The sequence below is a fragment of the Litoreibacter sp. GN1-5 genome (assembly GCF_055693805.1).
Map to the genome: position 1 here is coordinate 3138245 of NZ_JBVFUP010000001.1, position 17226 is coordinate 3155470.

The 17226-nt window shown below is 53.0% G+C and carries 16 protein-coding genes, 1 tRNA gene and 2 pseudogenes; 12 read left to right on the plus strand and 7 right to left on the minus strand.

Annotation, left to right across the window (positions count from 1 at the left end):
• Positions 1-57: 57 nt before the first annotated feature.
• Positions 58-324, plus strand: a pseudogene (locus ACZ1HF_RS15685) (transposase); the annotation flags it as partial.
• Positions 325-426: 102 nt separating this feature from the next.
• Positions 427-1455: an IS110 family RNA-guided transposase gene (locus ACZ1HF_RS15690; protein WP_472657091.1), complete on the plus strand. Its 1029-nt coding sequence runs from the start codon at positions 427-429 to the stop codon at positions 1453-1455.
• Positions 1456-2083: 628 nt separating this feature from the next.
• Here ACZ1HF_RS15690 and ACZ1HF_RS15695 read toward each other — a convergent pair.
• Positions 2084-2296 carry a hypothetical protein gene (locus tag ACZ1HF_RS15695; protein WP_472658393.1) on the minus strand — a complete coding sequence of 71 codons (213 nt, stop codon included), beginning with the start codon at positions 2294-2296 and terminating at the stop codon, positions 2084-2086.
• 207 nt (positions 2297-2503) lie between these two features.
• On the opposite strand from ACZ1HF_RS15695, the gene ACZ1HF_RS15700 reads away from it, so the two are divergent.
• A complete protein-coding gene (locus ACZ1HF_RS15700; RefSeq protein ID WP_472658394.1) occupies positions 2504-3688 on the plus strand; it encodes a hypothetical protein in 1185 nt (394 codons plus the stop codon).
• 236 nt (positions 3689-3924) lie between these two features.
• Complete coding sequence (locus ACZ1HF_RS15705; protein ID WP_472658395.1) at positions 3925-4074, plus strand: hypothetical protein; 150 nt, start codon at positions 3925-3927, stop codon at positions 4072-4074.
• A 63-nt stretch (positions 4075-4137) separates the two neighbouring features.
• Here ACZ1HF_RS15705 and yidD read toward each other — a convergent pair whose 3' ends face one another.
• Genes yidD through rpmH form a run of 3 tightly spaced genes read right to left on the minus strand, consistent with a single transcriptional unit; the run spans position 4138 to position 4921 of the window.
• Positions 4138-4359 carry a membrane protein insertion efficiency factor YidD gene (gene yidD / locus ACZ1HF_RS15710; RefSeq protein WP_472658396.1) on the minus strand — a complete coding sequence of 74 codons (222 nt, stop codon included), beginning with the start codon at positions 4357-4359 and terminating at the stop codon, positions 4138-4140.
• Complete coding sequence (rnpA, locus tag ACZ1HF_RS15715; protein WP_472658397.1) at positions 4356-4760, minus strand: ribonuclease P protein component; 405 nt, start codon at positions 4758-4760, stop codon at positions 4356-4358. The genes yidD and rnpA overlap by 4 nt, the downstream gene beginning before the upstream one ends.
• 23 nt (positions 4761-4783) lie before the next feature.
• Positions 4784-4921, minus strand: a complete 138-nt coding sequence (gene rpmH, locus ACZ1HF_RS15720; protein WP_472658398.1) for a 50S ribosomal protein L34 — start codon at positions 4919-4921, stop codon at positions 4784-4786.
• A 296-nt stretch (positions 4922-5217) separates the two neighbouring features.
• Between rpmH and ACZ1HF_RS15725 the strand changes: the two genes are divergently transcribed.
• The 4 genes from ACZ1HF_RS15725 (at position 5218) to ACZ1HF_RS15740 (ending at position 8944) form a co-directional block, all read left to right on the plus strand.
• The gene (locus ACZ1HF_RS15725) at positions 5218-5964 is read left to right on the plus strand and encodes a TVP38/TMEM64 family protein (RefSeq protein WP_472658399.1); all 747 of its coding nucleotides are present in this window, start codon (positions 5218-5220) and stop codon (positions 5962-5964) included.
• A gap of 3 nt (positions 5965-5967) precedes the next feature.
• The gene (locus ACZ1HF_RS15730; protein WP_472658400.1) at positions 5968-7386 is read left to right on the plus strand and encodes a dihydrolipoyl dehydrogenase family protein; all 1419 of its coding nucleotides are present in this window, start codon (positions 5968-5970) and stop codon (positions 7384-7386) included.
• Between the two features lie 25 nt (positions 7387-7411).
• Entirely contained in the window at positions 7412-8818 is a 1407-nt protein-coding gene (locus tag ACZ1HF_RS15735) for a sensor histidine kinase (protein WP_472658401.1), read from the plus strand.
• A gap of 49 nt (positions 8819-8867) precedes the next feature.
• Positions 8868-8944: transfer RNA gene (locus tag ACZ1HF_RS15740), tRNA-Arg, on the plus strand.
• 412 nt (positions 8945-9356) lie between these two features.
• On the opposite strand, the gene ACZ1HF_RS15745 is transcribed toward ACZ1HF_RS15740, so the two are convergent.
• On the minus strand, positions 9357-11120 hold the full coding sequence (locus ACZ1HF_RS15745; RefSeq protein WP_472658402.1) for a UvrD-helicase domain-containing protein: 1764 nt from the start codon (positions 11118-11120) through the stop codon (positions 9357-9359).
• On the minus strand, positions 11117-12511 hold the full coding sequence (locus tag ACZ1HF_RS15750; protein ID WP_472658403.1) for an ATP-dependent nuclease: 1395 nt from the start codon (positions 12509-12511) through the stop codon (positions 11117-11119). The genes ACZ1HF_RS15745 and ACZ1HF_RS15750 overlap by 4 nt, the downstream gene beginning before the upstream one ends.
• Positions 12512-12788: 277 nt before the next feature.
• Between ACZ1HF_RS15750 and ACZ1HF_RS15755 the strand changes: the two genes are divergently transcribed.
• The 4 genes and pseudogenes from ACZ1HF_RS15755 to ACZ1HF_RS15770 all read left to right on the plus strand — a co-directional run.
• Entirely contained in the window at positions 12789-13484 is a 696-nt protein-coding gene (locus ACZ1HF_RS15755; protein ID WP_472658404.1) for a PDDEXK family nuclease, read from the plus strand.
• Positions 13481-15628, plus strand: a complete 2148-nt coding sequence (locus ACZ1HF_RS15760; protein ID WP_472658405.1) for a Mu transposase C-terminal domain-containing protein — start codon at positions 13481-13483, stop codon at positions 15626-15628. The genes ACZ1HF_RS15755 and ACZ1HF_RS15760 overlap by 4 nt, the downstream gene beginning before the upstream one ends.
• Positions 15618-16586: an ATP-binding protein gene (locus tag ACZ1HF_RS15765; RefSeq protein WP_472658406.1), complete on the plus strand. Its 969-nt coding sequence runs from the start codon at positions 15618-15620 to the stop codon at positions 16584-16586. Before ACZ1HF_RS15760 ends, ACZ1HF_RS15765 begins: the two co-directional genes overlap by 11 nt.
• A pseudogene (locus ACZ1HF_RS15770) lies at positions 16587-16943 on the plus strand (TniQ family protein); the annotation flags it as partial. It lies immediately after the preceding gene.
• Here the strand turns inward: ACZ1HF_RS15770 and ACZ1HF_RS15775 are convergent.
• Complete coding sequence (locus ACZ1HF_RS15775) at positions 16881-17111, minus strand: hypothetical protein (protein ID WP_472659095.1); 231 nt, start codon at positions 17109-17111, stop codon at positions 16881-16883. The pseudogene ACZ1HF_RS15770 and the gene ACZ1HF_RS15775 overlap by 63 nt on opposite strands.
• Between the last annotated feature and the right edge of the window lie 115 nt (positions 17112-17226).

The following is a 17226-nucleotide window of genomic DNA, read 5'->3' on the forward strand; positions in this document are numbered from 1 at the left end:
CCAACATACCGGACCTCGTTCGCCACCGGAGAGCGACCGCCGCAATCACATCATGTCGAATGGCTGCTCGGGGATCGTGGATACGATGCCGATTGGTTCAGAGACGCGCTGAAAGACAAAGGGATACGCGCCTGCATTTCTGGCCAGAAGCAGCGGAAGAAATCAGTTAAGTGCGACAAGCGCCGCTACAAACGCCGCAATCGCATTGAGATCATGTTCGGCAGACTGAAAGATTGGCGACGGGTCGCAACCCGATATGACCGCTGCCCCAAGGTCTTCTTCTCTGCAATCGCTCTCGCAGCTACCGTCATCTATTGGTTATGAGATGCTGTAACGGGCCCTGCGTCACGCACCGCCGTTGCCACTTGTCAGATCAGCGCCGCGCTGCCGTCATTCCCGTATTGAAACCATATGGAGGATGACAAGATGAGATTGTTTGTTGGATTGGATGTATCGCTGGACAAAACCACGATCTGCGTGATCAGCGAGCATGGTGAGATAATCAGAGAGGCTGAGGCCGCGAGTGAACCGGAAGTTTTGTCGCGTTGGCTGTACGAACTGGACGGGCGCATTGCAGTGGTTGGCCTGGAAGCTGGGCCTTTGTCGCAATGGCTGCATCGTGGTCTGATGGAGGAGGGCTTGGATGCTGTACTGATGGAAACGCGCCAGGTGAAGGGCGCTTTGAAGGCCATGCCGATCAAGACGGATCGACGCGATGCCGAAGGGATCGCTCGACTTCTTCATCTCGGTTGGTTCCGTCCGGTTCACTGCAAATCTGTCTCTGCTCAGGAAACTCGCGCTGTACTCGGCGCTCGGAAAGCCATTCAACAGAATATGATCGCCTTGGAAATGTCTCTGAGAGGGCTGCTCCGGAACTTCGGCCTCAAGGTCGGCGCGATCTCTCGCGGTCGGTTCGAGATCCGGATCCGGGAATTGGCAGATGGCAATCCGATGCTGGAAACCGCTACAGCACCAATGCTACGTGCCAGGGAAACCCTGCGACAGGAGCTTGCGACCCTTGAGAAGCACGTGCGCCAGTTTGCTCAAGACGATCCAGTTTGCCGCCGTCTGATGACGATTCCTGGGGTCGGTGCGGTCGTGGCACTGACCTTCCGCGCAGCCGTAGATGATCCGACGCGCTTTCGGTCTTCGAAGAGGATCGGTCCCTGGGTCGGCCTGACGCCTTCGCGCAATCAGTCTGGTGAGCGGGATGTGTCCGGCGGCATCACGAAGGCTGGGGATGTCAATCTGCGGCGAGCACTGTGCCAGGCTGCGACCGTCATGATGAACCGTGGCCGGTCGACATGGCTGAGAACATGGGGAGCCCAACTTGCGCAGCGGCGTGGTCGGAAAATTGCGATGGTCGCCCTCGCGCGCCGCATTGCTGTCATTCTCCATCGGATCTGGATCGATGGCTCTGTGTTCCAACCAGATACAGCGCCGAAAATGATCTGATCTCCAGCCCAGAACCGTTGCCTGTTTAATCGCAAGCTTTCGAGGTCCCGCAGGGACGTGGTTCCGATAATGCCGTGGTCAGGACCGTCGCTGACATCGTCAAGCACGCCTATGAGATGGGCACATCGGAATTACATCGAACCAGCATCATGTTGGCAGCCGTCGCGCTGACCACGAACCGAAGCATGTACCCAAAGGACCTCAGCCAAAGGCTATGTGAGAAAGCAGGGCGGACACGACGACCCAAAAGCACCGCTCTGGCGGATCACTCTGTTTGCGCGAAATCTCTTGACAGAAGTGGTCCCGTTACCGAAGTCCTGACCCTAAAGCGTTTTGTATTTAGTCTGAGGCATAACCGTAAGCTTTGAGGAAGTTCCAACATTCGTTCGGGTCGAACAGATCACAGATGTCGCTTAACGCTTCAAACCTTGCGTTGAATGTTCTGGCACCGATGCGCCGCAGGTGGGCTTTGAGAATGCTATCTCGATAGGATTGCGATCCGGACAGTAGGTGGGCAGGAACAAGAACTAGCCGCCGCGCCTTTGCAGAGCCTCGGAGGCACGTGCGCTTTTGTGGTGGACAGGTCGTAGAGGATTACGGCGGTTCCGGGATCAAGCACGGGTGCCAGCTACGTTTCGATACAGGTGCCGAACTCAGGCCTGTTCATCGCGCCTTTGATCACCCAAGATGCGATCAGGCTATCCTGCGTCAGCCCGGCGATGAAGGTCTGGGTGCCCCAATTTCCGAAAGGCGCAATGCAATAGGGCCGCTCATCGATAGGTGTCCGGCCACTAAGCCGCGTAAGGCTTGTCTTGACCGCCGTCTCATCAATAAAGACCATCCTGTGAGGCTCCTGGCGCATTCTAACTAATAGACGCGTACTCTAAGGGGAGCAGGTCAATACGTAGAAATTTAAGTAAGATTACCTTTCAAAAGTCACTATCGCTTCAATTGAGCTAGTAGAGCCCCTAGCCCCATAAGTGCAACAAGTCATCGGTTCTTAGCAACCAATAGTTCAACGGTAAGCGAAATTGAAGGAGACCAAATTATGGGTGTTTCTAGTATCAACGCACTCTCGGACCTGAGAGAAAAGCTCGACGATCTTGCAGATGGTCGATCAGACCTGTTCAAGGCAGCACTTGAGAAAAACTCTGGTTCTATTGATTTTCAGGTTGACGAGGTAAAAGACGAGATCGAAGAATTGATCGATCTGATCGAAAAAGGCGCCAGCCCTGATGAAATCAAGGCCCAGCTGAAAGAAGTGAAAGACGAACTCGAAGAGCTTGAGGACCTTGTGCAAGGTGGCGGCGGTGACATCAAGTCGCAAATTGACGAGGTAAAAGACGAGATCGAAGAATTGATCGATCTGATCGAAAAAGGCGCCAGCCCTGATGAAATCAAGGCCCAGCTGAAAGAAGTGAAAGACGAACTCGAAGAGCTTGAGGACCTTGTGCAAGGCGGCGGCGGTGACATCAAGTCGCAAATTGACGAGGTAAAAGATGAGATCGAAGAATTGATCGATCTGATCGAAAAAGGCGCCAGCCCTGATGAAATCAAGGCCCAGCTGAAAGAAGTGAAAGACGAACTCGAAGAGCTTGAGGACCTTGTGCAAGGCGGCGGCGGTGACATCAAGTCGCAAATTGACGAGGTAAAAGACGAGATCGAAGAATTGATCGATCTGATCGAAAAAGGCGCCAGCCCTGATGAAATCAAGGCCCAGCTGAAAGAAGTGAAAGACGAACTCGAAGAGCTTGAGGACCTTGTGCAAGGCGGCGGCGGTGACATCAAGTCGCAAATTGACGAGGTAAAAGACGAGATCGAAGAATTGATCGATCTGATCGAAAAAGGCGCCAGCCCTGATGAAATCAAGGCCCAGCTGAAAGAAGTGAAAGACGAACTCGAAGAGCTTGAGGACCTTGTGCAAGGCGGCGGCGGTGACATCAAGTCGCAAATTGACGAGGTAAAAGACGAGATCGAAGAATTGATCGATCTGATCGAAAAAGGCGCCAGCCCTGATGAAATCAAGGCCCAGCTGAAAGAAGTGAAAGACGAACTCGAAGAGCTTGAGGACCTTGTGCAAGGCGGCGGCGGTGAGGACTCTGGCTTGGTTGAAAAATCTGGTCTGGATCAGGTTGAAGGCGATAACGCATCACTTGAAAGCCAGCTAACAGATATCAAAGAAAAGCTTTTGGTTCTGCAAGGCCTTGTAGAACAACAATTGCAAAAGAAATAAGCTAAAATTTTCTTGACCCAATACTGTTCGGTTCGTTTAGAATTGGTTCTTCGTGTCAATAAATGCAGTAGGCGCAAATCCTACTGCATTTATTTTTATATAGAGGCGACATGAAAAATTAACCGGCTGACGGCGACGTCTGTGTTTATGGGCTAATTCGTTTCAAATTCTGCGACCTGTCCCCGTTGAATCATGTCACTTGGGTATTAGTAATCAGTCCGAGCAAAGGATGGACTATGAGACGTAGATTTTCAGATGAGCAGATCATTGTGATGATCAAAGAGTACCAAGCTGGTGCCAACTGGTGCGACGGCGAAATCCCCTGCATAGGCCTACTCGACTTCGCGGGTCTGCGTTATGTTGCGCTTGCCGGATACTCATGCTGAGTCCCACGATTTCAACTCTGTGGCACTTGATCAGCCGCGCAGAACTGCCCGCTATACTGACACTCAGTCCGGCACATCGTCCACGCCGTGTCCGCCCCAAGGGTGACAGCGGGCGATACGCCTTGCTGCCAGCCAGCTGCCTTTCAAGCCGCCATGCTTTTGCAAAGCTTCCAGCGCGTAGGCCGAGCAGGTCGGGTCATAGCGGCAGTTGAAACCTACCCATGGGCTGAAAACCAGCCGGTAGGCCCGGACTGGCAGAGTGAGGATATGGGCAAGGGGGCTCATCCGTGGATTTTCTTCATAGCGCGCTTCAGGTCTTCGATCAGCAGTGTGAAATCGCGGGTTACAGTGGCCTCGGGACGGCCGATCAAGACGTAGTCCCAGCCAGCATGCGCATGATCAGGCAATGAAATTCGTGCAACTTCTCGCAGGCGGCGTTTGGCGCGGTTGCGGATCACGGCATTACCGACCTTCTTGGAGCATGTATAGCCAATGCGCACAGTCAGATCATTGTCCATACGGTCCCGCGCCTGAAGCAGAAAGCCCGGCTGCCCCGATCGTTTCGCGCGGGCAGCTTTGAGGAAGTCAGGGCGTTTCTTGATTATCTGCAGGCAAACGAAAACCGCCGGCGGCGTTTCCGCGACCGGGACATTGTGTCCTGTCACGGGTGCCTCCGGCGGTGTCAAAGCGATAGCGAAATCGGGGGCGCTTATGCGCTCAGCGATTTGCGGCCTTTGGCACGGCGTGCGTTTAGGATCTTGCGACCAGCCTTAGTGGCCATACGCGCACGAAACCCGTGACGGTGCTTGCGAACCAGGTTCGACGGTTGAAATGTGCGTTTGCTCATGAGCGTGGCTCCTGCGGATTGGGCGGCAAATCACGACGGATTCGGAGCCCGGATAAATGTCAGACCCGCTCAATAGACAGCAGAACGCATCCCGTCAACGGTCAAACCGGGTGCATTTTGCAACATTTGCATTCTGTGCGCAGCGTATTTGGCTTTGAAATGTTACGATATGCAGGTTTTCGCGGTCAAAAGACGAAACATTTGATCACCCGTCATCAACCAACTGTGAGGGCCATATTCTTGCTGCGAACTTAAGGGCATGTAAGGGCAACTTCTATTCCTATTGGATTATTCTGATGAGCGACATGACAAATACACCCAACAAGAGCGATGAGAAATCTATGCTGCAAAAACGGCTTCCCATTATCGTCGTCGGGATTGCTGCGATTTTGGGCTTTGTTTTCTTACGGGATTATCTGAATTTCGAGACGCTGAGTAACAACCGTGAGGCTCTCATCGAATTTCGAGACGCCAATTATATTCTGGCCGTTCTGGGCTTCATCGCGATCTATATCATGATTGTGGCGTTCAGCTTGCCAGGTGCTGCGATTGCCACGCTGACCGGCGGTTTCCTCTTCGCCACCTTTCCCGGTGTTTTGTACAACATCATCGCGGCCACAACCGGAGCGACGGCGATTTTCATGGCCGCGCGGCTTGGGTTTGGTGACCGTTTGGCCGCACGTATGGAAGCCGGTGAAGGTCTGGTGAAAAAGATCAAAGACGGGATTGATGAAAACCAGTGGTCGATGTTGTTTCTGATCCGTTTCATTCCGGCAGTGCCGTTCTTTGTAGCAAACCTTGTGCCAGCCTTGGTTGATGTGCCAGTGCGCCGCTTCGTGATTTCAACATTCTTCGGGATCATTCCCGGTTCTATCGTTTATACGTCGGTCGGGGCTGGGCTGGGCGAAGTATTCGCGCGTGGCGAGACCCCAAATCTGGGGATCATCTTCGAGCCGCATATTTTGTTGCCGATGCTTGGCCTGTGCGCATTGTCACTTTTGCCTGTTGTCTTGAAGGCCTTGCGCGGCAAAGAGGGAATTTGAACCATGAACAAGATCAAGACTGACCTTCTGGTCATAGGTGCAGGGTCTGGCGGGCTATCTGTGGCGGCAGGGGCCGTGCAGATGGGGGCCAAAGTGGTTTTGCTGGAAGCCCATAAGATGGGAGGCGATTGTTTAAACTATGGCTGCGTTCCCTCTAAGGCGCTGATCGCGGCAGGCAAGCAGGCTCATACACTGCGGCATGGCGCAAAGTTTGGCGTCGCTGATGTGAAGCCAAAGGTCGACTATGCGGCAGCCAAGGACCATGTGCATAATGTGATAGAGACGATTGCCCCTGTAGACAGCCAAGAACGATTTGAAGGCTTGGGCGTTCAAGTGATCCGGGAACACGGTCAGTTTGTTGATGCGAACACGGTGCAGGCCGGTGATACACAGATAACTGCACGGCGGGTTGTGATTGCAACCGGGTCTTCTCCGTTTGTGCCGCCCGTTCCGGGGCTGGACAAGGTGCCCTATTTCACCAACGAAACCTTGTGGGATTTGCGCGATCTGCCGAAACATCTGCTGGTTGTTGGCGGTGGCCCTATCGGGATCGAGATGGCGCAGGCGCATTTGCGTCTTGGCTCCAAGGTCACAGTGATCGAGGGCATGAAGGCTATGGGCAAGGATGATCCCGAGCTGGCTGCCATTGTTCTGGAGCGTATGCGTGAGGAAGGCATGGAGATTGCCGAGGATGCTATGGCCGAGGAAATCACCGGCAAGGCAGGGGCTATTACAGTAAAGGCCAAGGATGGACGAGTCTTCAAAGGGACGCATCTGCTGATGGCTGTGGGCCGGGCTGCAAATGTGGACAAGCTGAACCTCGAAGCTGCCGGCATTGAGTATGACCGTCGCGGGATCAAAGTGGATGCATCCCTACGCACGACCAACAAGAAGGTTTACGCTATTGGCGATGTCGCAGGGCAACTGCAATTCACTCATGTCGCTGGGTATCATGCGGGTGTTGTGATCCGCTCAATCCTGTTCGGGCTGCCCTCGAAATCCAAACAAAACCATATCCCGTGGGCGACCTACACGGATCCTGAACTGGCGCAGGTTGGCATGACCGAGGCGCAGGCGCGTAAGGAATACGGTATCTACCTTGAAACCGTGCGCTTTCCGTTCCATGAAAATGACCGCGCAATTGCCGAGGGCAAGACAACCGGGTTGATCAAGGTCATGGTTTACAAAGGTCGTCCCATTGGCGCGTCCATTGTCGGTGCCAGTGCAGGTGATCTTATCAGCCTTTGGGCGCTTGCGATTGCCAACAAGATGAAAATGAGCCAGATCGCCGCAATGGTCGCGCCTTATCCAACACTCGGGGAGGTTAACAAACGGGCCGCGGGTGCCTATTTCTCGCCAAGACTGTTTGAAAGCGATAAGATCAAAAAAGTGGTTGGGCTGATACAAAAGTATTTGCCGTAATACCATGTAACAGGGAAGGGTTGCGATGTTCGTAAACTCTTTATCAGGACGGTTCCTCATTCTGTCGGTCATCTTCGTGATGCTGGCAGAAGTCCTGATATTCGTGCCGTCTGTCGCGCGGTTCCGGCAGGATTACTTGCAGAACCGGCTTGAAAAGGCACAGATTGCTTCCCTGTCGGTCCTGGCGTCTGAAGAACAGATCATCTCAGCGGAGCTGGCCGAAGAGCTGTTAGACAATGCAGGCGTTTATAATGTTGTGCTACGTCGCGATGCGATGAGCCAGCTGGTCCTGTCATCCCCTGTGCCGGGCGAAGTCACGACGATGGTTGATCTGCGTGAACCCTCAGCGCTTTATCTGATTGAAGGGGCACTCATGCAACTGATTGGACCCTCCGAAGGGGTGATCCGGGTTGTTGGCGCCCCAACCCGTGAAGCCGGATCATTAATTGATGTGACGATGCCACAAGCACCGCTCAAGGCGTCTATGATCGAGTATGGCAAACGTATTCTGATACTATCAGCCGTTATCTCGGTTATTTCGGCAGCGCTTCTGTTCATGGCCGTGCGTCGCTTCATGGTCCGCCCGATCAAGCGGGTGGTTGCGAACATGCAGGCTTACTCGGAGGCCCCGGAAGATGCCCGCCAGATCATGACACCACAAGCCCGCATTACCGAGCTGCGCAGTGCCGAGGACGCGCTGGAACAGTTACAAACCCAACTAACGGGTTCTTTGCGGCAAAAAGAACGTTTGGCACAACTGGGTGGCGCGGTTGCCAAGATCAGTCATGATCTGCGCAACATTCTAACCACCGCGACACTGCTGGCCGACCGAATGGAGCAGAGCGAGGACCCGGCTGTGAAACGCTCGGCCCCGAAACTGGTGAACTCCCTCTCGCGTGCTGTGAACCTGTGCGAAAGTACGCTGGCCTTTGGCCGGGCCGAGGAGCCACCACCGTCGCTGAATGTCCTGCCTCTGGCACGGATTGTCGAAGATGTGGTGGAAAGCGAGAAGTTGGCATCAAGCGGTAAAGTAGACATAACAACGGATATTCCCGCCGGTATGATGTTACGCGCTGATGGCGAGCAGGTCTTCCGTGTGCTTGTCAATCTGGTGCGTAATGCGCGTCAGGCGATCGAGGTGACAGGTGAGCCTGGGCAAGTCACTATTTCAGCTGGCGAGACAGAGAAATACTGGAACATTTGTGTTGCTGATACCGGGCCGGGCCTGCCACCTAAAGCGCAACAAAACCTGTTCACCCCGTTTGAAGGTAGCGTGCGTAAAGGCGGGACTGGGCTGGGGCTGGTGATTGCCGCAGAACTGGTGCGCGGCCATGGCGGGCAGCTTGATCTGGTCCGCACGGATGGGACTGGCACAGAGTTCGTGCTGCGCTTGCCCAAGGAGACAGTGACATTGGATCGCGCCGCCGAATGATTTGCCCTTGCAAACAGCTTTGGCTGAGGTTACATCCCGCCTACCCTGCGCGCTGGTAGCTCAGCTGGATAGAGTACTTGACTACGAATCAAGGGGTCGGGGGTTCGAATCCTCCCCAGCGCGCCATTTCGAATTTTGTAAGACGACACATAGTTCTGCCTTTTGCGACAGACTCTTTCCTTTTTCGACGTATAGCCTTTCCATTGCCGTTTTGTGGTGAGGTTAGTCATGGATTCCCTTTCATACTGGTTTTGAGCGAAGCCCTTCAGGGCGCTCGTCTCTAAAACCTGCTCCCGGCGAGGGTTGGGGGTAGCAAGTGCAACACAATTCGACCGGGTTGGTGCGGCCCACAGGCGCAGCCGAGGACACGGCCCGGTCTAATTGTGTTGCAGGCGCGTGGGGACGACGTCCCCTAGTTCTTTTGTACAGAGGGCGGAAAGCTGACCTTCGCTGCAACCATAAATTGCTATGCCAGTTTCCTCTAACCGGACATCTACCCAACATGTTCCAGTGGCCGTCTTTTGCAAATACTCACAAGCTATGCGAGACCAGCTTCTCTAATGAAGCGCGACGGTACGTTTCGATAATGCGTTTGGTCGGAAAAAACCATGAGGTGCCTCTTGGCCCGCGTGATGCCGACATAGAATAGTCGGCGCGCTTCATCGAACTCAGACTGCGTGTTTGCAGCAAAATGCGGAATGTTGCCTTCATTTGCGTGTATGATTGCGACCGCTTCATACTCACGTCCTTTAGAGTTATGGAGCGTAATCAATTTCAAGGCGTCGTCAGGATTGGCAAACAGACCGAGGTCGGCGATCTGTAAGTTTTCAACATCGACATCGTTCCTCGCCATGTCCGCAGCAATTTCTTCAACCGAGTGTGTAAGCGCGGTTGCTGTTACGCGATCGATCCATTCATCGCGCACAAGGATATCACCTACGATCAGTGCAGAAGCGCGAAGCCAGCTCAATCCGCCGGGGTTATCAATGGCACTTTGCTGCGCTGCGTATACCAACGACAACGCCGAACACCGACCGGAATACGAAAAGATATCGAAACGAGTTTGCCCCATTGCTTCGCTAACTAACCGAAAGATAGCTTTTTCCACACCCGGTAGCTGTGACAGATTTTGTGCTTCGACGGCAGCTCCTAGTTGCTCGGCTAGTACAGCGTAAAGTCGTCTCCTTTGATACGGGCGGGCACCCGGTCCAAAGACCGGCACATCGAACTCGCGCAGCCTCCTCGCGACAGGGATCAAATGCCTCCACCAAGGAGCGACGATAGCCGCCTTACCAAGTGGGATTCCTTGTGCTTCGAGCAACGGCAAGAAGTAGTCAGTAATCCCCACAATGGGAGACTGGACGTGGCGGTATTCGACGGTTCCAGCAACATTTGCAGCCGCGCCTGCCGAGTGCATCGCAGGCATGCGCGGTGTAAGTGCTTCAGCGGGACTAACAATCTGAGGTGCGCAACGGAAATTGCCAGTGAGAGCCAAGTTTTGCTCAGCTTGTACATCGATTGCGAACGCTTGCCCCAAGTCTGGACGAGCGCCCGCGAACCCATTGATCGATTGGTTTTCGTCGCCAACGAGAAAGAACCTGCTTCGAAGATGCCGCTCTAACTCGCCCAGAATTGCAATCTGAACATCGGTTGTGTCTTGAAACTCATCTACAAGGAGCCAAGCAAACTTGCTTGAAAGACCACGTCCAACAAAGGAGTGCTCGCGTAGAATTCGAAGCGAGTAGAAAAGGATCATTGCAAAGTCGATGTAGCCATTGCGACGCATCAACTCCCAATATCTTTCGGCATTGGCCTCGCTGACAATTCCCCCATCAATACCAACGCCTGCGGCTCGGCCCTCTGTGTCCACCCGCAAAGACGCATAGTCCTCAAAGGTTCGAAACTGTATTGCCCTACCAATCTCATCTTCGACCGTTCTAACAAGGCGGTCGAAGAGGCTCATTTCACGTGTCAAAACCTTGAAACCATCGGGCAGTTCGGGAATGAGCCAGCAGTAGGGCTTTAAGATAAATCGTAGGCAGAATGCATGGATCGTTGCGATCTCGCAGCGCTCCAGTAGCGATTGAGAGCCGTTTTGCTTTATCCTACTTTCAATCTCCTCTACGGCGGCATTGGTATAGGTGATACAACCAACCGAGCGTGGAGTGTCTTCCAATTGTTCGGCGAGCAATAGTAACTTCGCCATAATGACCCGCGTTTTTCCGCTGCCGGGACATGCTGTGAGGAGTAAGTTTCCATTGTGCTCAACTGCTTGCCGTTGTTGCGGTGTCAAAGCAGTCATTCTTGAAGCCAATCAATCGCTTGTTGAATGTACGAAGGCAAGCCTGAACACAGGTGCGCATGGCGCGCTGCGACCTGCGCGAACCGACCTTTACCAAATCGTTTGGCAGTATTGAGGACGGATGTTCCTAACTCCTCAATAACCTGACTTTCAATCTCTGGTCCCAGATTGTCGTTTTGAAGAGAAGCGAGACCGGTCTCAAGTTGCACTGTGATCTGAGGCGCTCCAAGCTGCCTACAAGCTTCGATGAGCATTGGCAGTGTTTCAACTGTCACCAACTCACGCTCGAATGTCGTTGCGCCAGCAAATACCCGGACGAATTCTCCTTGGAGGGCAGCAAGGTTCGGCTTTTCTACAACCAAATCAAATTCATCGCTTGCGTCGGACGGCCTTAAGTCCGCGTCAGTCACAACGGCGCATTTTTTCTCCAGGTTTCCTGTGCGGAACAAACGAGTGAATACATCGAAGTGCACCCCGTGAATAGCAACAACAGAAATTCCTTCCCGCTCAAGGTTCCCGCCATGTACGGCCTCATAAAGCGCCGGGAGAAGAAAAAGCTCAGCGGCCCCTTCAACAAGCATTACTTTTCGTGCAAACAGCAAATCGCTTTTTGTGGAGTCCAGATACCGCTCAAGATCGGCGATGGCATTTGCATCCAATTGATCGTTAGCGGCCAATGTGCACGATACGACAGAAGCGTCAGCGCGTTTGGTAAGAGAAATAAGCGTGTTGAAGGGTGCAAGCGAGGTTATCTGTGTACTGTGGCTCGTGAGAAGAGTTTGTACGTCCTTTGATCGCAGTGCAACAAGCAAGGAAGCTTGAAGTTGAGGGTGCAAGTGCGCCTCCGGTTCCTCGACAAGTACGAGTTGTCCTGCTGAGTTCCCGCGAGCACGCCGTCTTTCCAGGTACTCCATCAAAATGGCAATATACAGAATGTTGTTCATACCCAGACCATTTCGGCCAGGTTCAAAAGACGTCATAGCCAAGTCGGAAAGCAGTATTTTGAGGTTGCGAACGATTGCCTGAAATGTTGCGGCGGAAAGTCCGAGCGTCGCATCCATCTCAAATGCTGGCCCTGACACATCCTTGAAGGATGCGTCGATAGAGTTTGCAATGTCTGCTACTGCAGCTGATCCCTCTATTTGTTGGTTAGCGGTGTCAAGAATTGCAATCAACGCATCCTGCTCTACTTGGTCAATCTCGCATGCTTCAATCAACCGGACCAATGGGGACGTTCTGAAGTTACGCAGCTCATTTTCGACATCGCGCAATGCCGGTAAGCTTACCACCAAATACGATTGTAAATCCGAGAAGCGGACAGCTTCACCGATTTCATCGTCCCAATCGATTTCCGTGAGATCGATTGTAGGGTTGGGAAGGAGCCTCAGCAAATATGGCCGCGGCGTTATCCGAAAAAGGAGGGCTCAAAATGAACTAGCAAAGCTCTTTCCGGAAAAAGTTAGGCCTCGATGGCTGCAACCAATCGAGGCCCGTAATCTTCGGTGTCGAAGCATCTCCGACGCCACCTTTCTCCCCTGATCCACATGCAAAGTCAACAGTTCCGTCGTCCTTTCGGGCGTCGGCCCTGCACGCCTTTGTCTGACTTTCACTTCAGCAGAAGGTGGAATCCTTGTGTGGCTGAATGGCATGTAAGGTCCAAAACACATCATGAAAGATGATATCTTTAACGGCACTGGTGACCAGCCGCCGCTCCCCAGCCGCGCAACGCGACGGATTGCCAAACGATCAAAGTACAGTTCGCGAGGTGGCATTGTTGTCCAACTCCCAGGGTGGGCGCGTCCAAGGGTCGTTTTCTTTGAAAGCAAGCTGGAACAGCGTGTCTTGTTCCTGCTGCTGGCTCGCGGTGATCTTATCGATCTGTGGGAGCAACCTCCTGCAATAACTTTCTGGGACAAAGAAGGTCGCCGACGCACCCATTTCTGCGACTTCTTGATCCGCCTGTCATCAGGTCGACGCATCGCGATTGCGGTGAAGCCCGCAAAGCGCGCTTCACGCATTGGCTTTGTCTGGGACCTTCAGTGCATTCGCGCAGCTATAACCAGAGACTTCGCAGATGATTTGGTTCTGATAACGGATCAGGATTTCACAAAGGGAGAAGCGCTGAACGCGGAGAGATACCATGAATTCTCAAGGTCCAGGAATGAAATGGCGTTCGAACGGCTCAGAGACGTCCTTCGATCCATGTCATTCCCAACATCTGTGGGAGCGTTGGCTAAATCTCTAGATGCGGGAGACCAGAGTTTCAGAACTATTTTCATCGCAATCTACGAGGGCTTGTTGTCCGCTGATCGGACAATGCCAATCGACATGGAAACGATTGTTAATGGGGGAGTTGTTCAATGACAAACCCGATGCAGATATCTCCCTTTGCGCGGCTGACTGTAAGCCCACACACCTACCGAGATGCCATCATAAAGGATGGTGGCGTCTCATTTGCCCGTACAGATCGTCCGAACTCACGGATATTCTTCACATTTGAAAAAATCCGCGAACTGTTGGCCAAACCTGAAAATACGCTCGAGCCTGACTTCTTTATCGTTGAACGCCAAGCACTGCGAAAAACCGGTGTTGCCGCCGCGGTTGGAATGCTGCCTGACAAGGTGAAATCAGAGGTCGTATGGCGCTATGCATACGTCGAAATCTTTCTGCAATTGGAGAAGGCGGGTCATCTAACCAGAACGGAATTTTCGACCCAGCTACTGCTGTCGGAAATCGAGAAATGCGTGAACAAACAAGCGGTTTCTGTTCAGAGCGGTTGGGTGCCCAAACGCGCGGGTCGGAAGCAAGAACTTAGGGTGCCTCCCTGTCCACGAACCCTCTTGGAGTGGGTGCGACGTTACGAAAAAGCGGGGTATTCTCCCTTAGGGCTTGTTCCTAGAACATTTCGCTCGGGCAACTGGAAGGACCGTTTCAGCCTTGAAGAACTACGCCTTTTGGGAAGCTGTATCAGTAGGTATTTAACACGCGACCGACGATCTAAACGACAAGTGGCGGACGATACTAAAACGCGATTCGACGCTGAAAATGTCCAAAGGGCAGACCAGGGTTTGCCGCCACTTCGCGTACCATCCAAACGAAAAGTCGAGCGGGAGCTTTCGAAACTCGATCCCTACACAACCCATGCTCAGCGATATGGGGTCGAAGCTGCAAACCGTGAGTTTATGCTTTACGAACAAGGTATCGATGCGAGCTATCCGATGGAACGTATTGAAATTGACGAGTGGTGCGTCGATCTCATCTCGATCTTAGCTGAACGCGGTGCGTTAGATGAACTCTCTGCCGAAGAGCTTGCGGCGCTTCCACGCGGGCGTCGTTGGCTTTACTTGGCAATTGATTGTGGAACCCGCTGCGTTGTCGCCATGCGGCTGGCAGTTACCCCAAACTCACAAGACGCAATCGCGCTGTTGGCTGATGTCACGCGCGACAAGACCGATCTCGCAAAGGCTGCTGGTTGCGCATCTGATTGGTCTCATTTCGGTGGCCTGAAGACTATAGCAACAGATCTAGGGGCAGCATTCGTTGACGACAACTTTCGGACAGCCATTTTTGATGCGCTCGGTTCACCTGAGACACCGACAGGCGGATTGCCGCAATTACGTGCGCACGTGGAAAGGATCTTTGGGACATTTGGAACAAATCTTATGCCGGGTTTGGCGGGGCGTACCTTTTCCAATCCTAAGGAGCGCGGTGATTACCCATCGGAAGAAATGGCATCCATTACTGACGATGCATTGATGCAGATGCTCACACTATACGTGGTGGACGTCTACCACAATCGTCCGCATCGTGGTCTTGGCGGCGAGACACCTAACAATTGCTGGAAACGGCTTGCGCAAGAAAAAGGCGTCGTTCCAGATGTTCCTGAGCGTACCAGACGTCGCGCCTTTGGTAAGCATCTAAACCGAAAAGTGACAGGTCGAGGCGTGCGCGTCTTCGGTATAGATTACACCTGCAAAGCGCTTCGTCAGTTCCACTTGCATAACCATCAAACGCACGTCGATCTAAAGGTCGATCTCACTGACTTGGGCTGGGTGATGGTGCGCATTGGTGATGAATGGTTTCATGCGATGGCACTTCAGACATGCTTTGAAGGGGTCTCCTACGATGAATGGCAAGCCGCCGCCAAGGAGTTGAGACTTAAGTACCGCGACGAAGCCATGTTGCGGGAACCAATTGTCGCCGAGGCACTTGCCAAAATTGCTGAAGTCAATGCTGCAGAACAGAAGACGTTTGCAACGCTGTTGCGCAATGTCACTCCCGCGGGCCTGGCACGTGGTGAGGAGGATCTTTTTCTTGGGTTGTCAATTGATCCTGAAGAACCTGGAAACCTCGATTTACCTCCTGATGACGACTTGTTTGGCCACGTGGTTCCGGTGCCCAAAAATGACAATGGGGGCGGCAGCGCAACCGTCGCAATCGAACCCACAACCGATAGCGATGCCGACGACGAAGACGAGCCTTTGAACTGGAGACTGGATGATGAATGATCGCGAGAACATCCACCGTCGTCTTGCTCTATTGCGCCACGATTTCGTTCGCAATGAGCCGTATAACAGCTTCTCTGATCAGTTTGATCGTCAGCTTCAGAGACGGCTCGCAGCTCAATCTTTGGATCTCATTGAGGAAGCGAGAGCGATCGCCGTCATCGGTGCGGCTGGGAGCGGCAAGACCAGGCTAGTTAAGCGCGCCCTTAAGCAAAACCAAGATTTGAGGCACGCTAAGGATGGGGATGAACTAATCGACTATTTGAGCATTCTCGTTCCGGCCTCCGAAACTATGAAGAGTTTGGCAATCCTTCTGCGGGAGAAACTAGGTTATACGTCCGTACGCAAAGGGGACAATGCATCTGACATTTGGCGGCAAGTTCACGTCCTGCTGAGAAACCGAAGAACCTTCTACATTCACTTGGATGAAGCGCAGCATTTGATTGCCAGTCCAAATGAAAATGTTCGTGCAGGTGTCGTAGACAGACTGAAAACTCTGTTGAACAACGACGCGTGGCCCGTTGGGCTGATCCTTTCGGGCACGCCGAAACTGCTCGAGATGCTAAACTCTGACCCGCAACTCGGACGTCGCGTAGATCTGGTGAAACTACCGGCTATCAGCCGGGTTTCGCACGCTAAGGAAGTTCGGGCGATAATGTTTGCGTATGCCGCAAAGGCTAAAATTTCGCTCAGCGAAGACTTGGATTTCGATGATCTGGTGCCAAGGCTCATCCATGCTGGTGCGAATGAGTTTGGGAACACGATAGCCATGCTTGGCTTTGCTCTGGAAGATGCACTGCTGGAGCGGGCCGACGTATTGAAATTGCGTCACTTCTCAGAAGCGTTTCGTCGAAAGGCTGGCTGTGTGCCAGCTCTCAACATCTTTGTCGCTGCGGACTATCTGAGCATCGATGCGCGCAAAGTGTTTTGGGATCACTTTTCCAAATTTGGAGTGGAATAAATGGCAGAAAATTTCCGTCTCATTTTCCCACTTAAGCGCTTTGAAACGGCAACCTCCTATGTCTCGCGTTTGACGCGATATTGCGGGTTGCAGGAGCCTCGCGTTCTTTGTTTGGACTTTGGTTTTCGTTGGCAGGACTTTGTGCGCGGTGACGATGACCTCTTTGAAAAAATTGCATCGATCGGCGGTGCATGCCCACGGGATATGAAACGTTGGGCCGTTCGAACAGTTGATAAAAACCGGTTCGAGGTTTGCGGCCAAAACGCGACTAGATCGTCATTGGTTCGTTCGCGCCTACGTGTCTGTCCGCGATGCCTGATAGAAGATCATAAGAATGGCGGCAGACATGGTGTTTTCCGTCGGGTCGTATGGCACTTTTGGTCGATCCGGACGTGTCCGGTGCACAACGTAGCGCTCGTTGTCGTTCCGCCTGAACTGCACACGCTCCACAACTATGACTTTTTCGGACAGGTCTTCAAAAACTGGGCGTTTATCAATTCTCAGGCGGACAATTGCGCCAGTCATAAACCTACCGAGTTTGAGGGCTATGTTTCGGGTCGGCTTGACGGATCAGCATCCAACCCATTCCTTGATAGCCTGCCGATGCATGTCGCAACCCGGCTGTGTGAGGTTTTAGGAT

Excerpts from the sequence above, each read along its gene's own strand:
- ACZ1HF_RS15700 (WP_472658394.1), top strand. The coding sequence starts at position 2,504 with ATGGGTGTTTCTAGTATCAACGCACTCTCGGACCTGAGAGAAAAGCTC.
- ACZ1HF_RS15760 (WP_472658405.1), top strand. The coding sequence starts at position 13,481 with ATGACAAACCCGATGCAGATATCTCCCTTTGCGCGGCTGACTGTAAGC.
- ACZ1HF_RS15755 (WP_472658404.1), top strand. The coding sequence starts at position 12,789 with ATGAAAGATGATATCTTTAACGGCACTGGTGACCAGCCGCCGCTCCCC.
- ACZ1HF_RS15730 (WP_472658400.1), top strand. The coding sequence starts at position 5,968 with ATGAACAAGATCAAGACTGACCTTCTGGTCATAGGTGCAGGGTCTGGC.
- ACZ1HF_RS15705 (WP_472658395.1), top strand. The coding sequence starts at position 3,925 with ATGAGACGTAGATTTTCAGATGAGCAGATCATTGTGATGATCAAAGAG.
- ACZ1HF_RS15745 (WP_472658402.1), bottom strand. The coding sequence starts at position 11,120 with ATGACTGCTTTGACACCGCAACAACGGCAAGCAGTTGAGCACAATGGA.
- ACZ1HF_RS15695 (WP_472658393.1), bottom strand. The coding sequence starts at position 2,296 with ATGGTCTTTATTGATGAGACGGCGGTCAAGACAAGCCTTACGCGGCTT.
- ACZ1HF_RS15690 (WP_472657091.1), top strand. The coding sequence starts at position 427 with ATGAGATTGTTTGTTGGATTGGATGTATCGCTGGACAAAACCACGATC.
- ACZ1HF_RS15775 (WP_472659095.1), bottom strand. The coding sequence starts at position 17,111 with ATGACTGGCGCAATTGTCCGCCTGAGAATTGATAAACGCCCAGTTTTT.
- yidD (WP_472658396.1), bottom strand. The coding sequence starts at position 4,359 with ATGAGCCCCCTTGCCCATATCCTCACTCTGCCAGTCCGGGCCTACCGG.
- ACZ1HF_RS15735 (WP_472658401.1), top strand. The coding sequence starts at position 7,412 with ATGTTCGTAAACTCTTTATCAGGACGGTTCCTCATTCTGTCGGTCATC.
- ACZ1HF_RS15765 (WP_472658406.1), top strand. The coding sequence starts at position 15,618 with ATGATGAATGATCGCGAGAACATCCACCGTCGTCTTGCTCTATTGCGC.
- ACZ1HF_RS15725 (WP_472658399.1), top strand. The coding sequence starts at position 5,218 with ATGAGCGACATGACAAATACACCCAACAAGAGCGATGAGAAATCTATG.
- rpmH (WP_472658398.1), bottom strand. The coding sequence starts at position 4,921 with ATGAGCAAACGCACATTTCAACCGTCGAACCTGGTTCGCAAGCACCGT.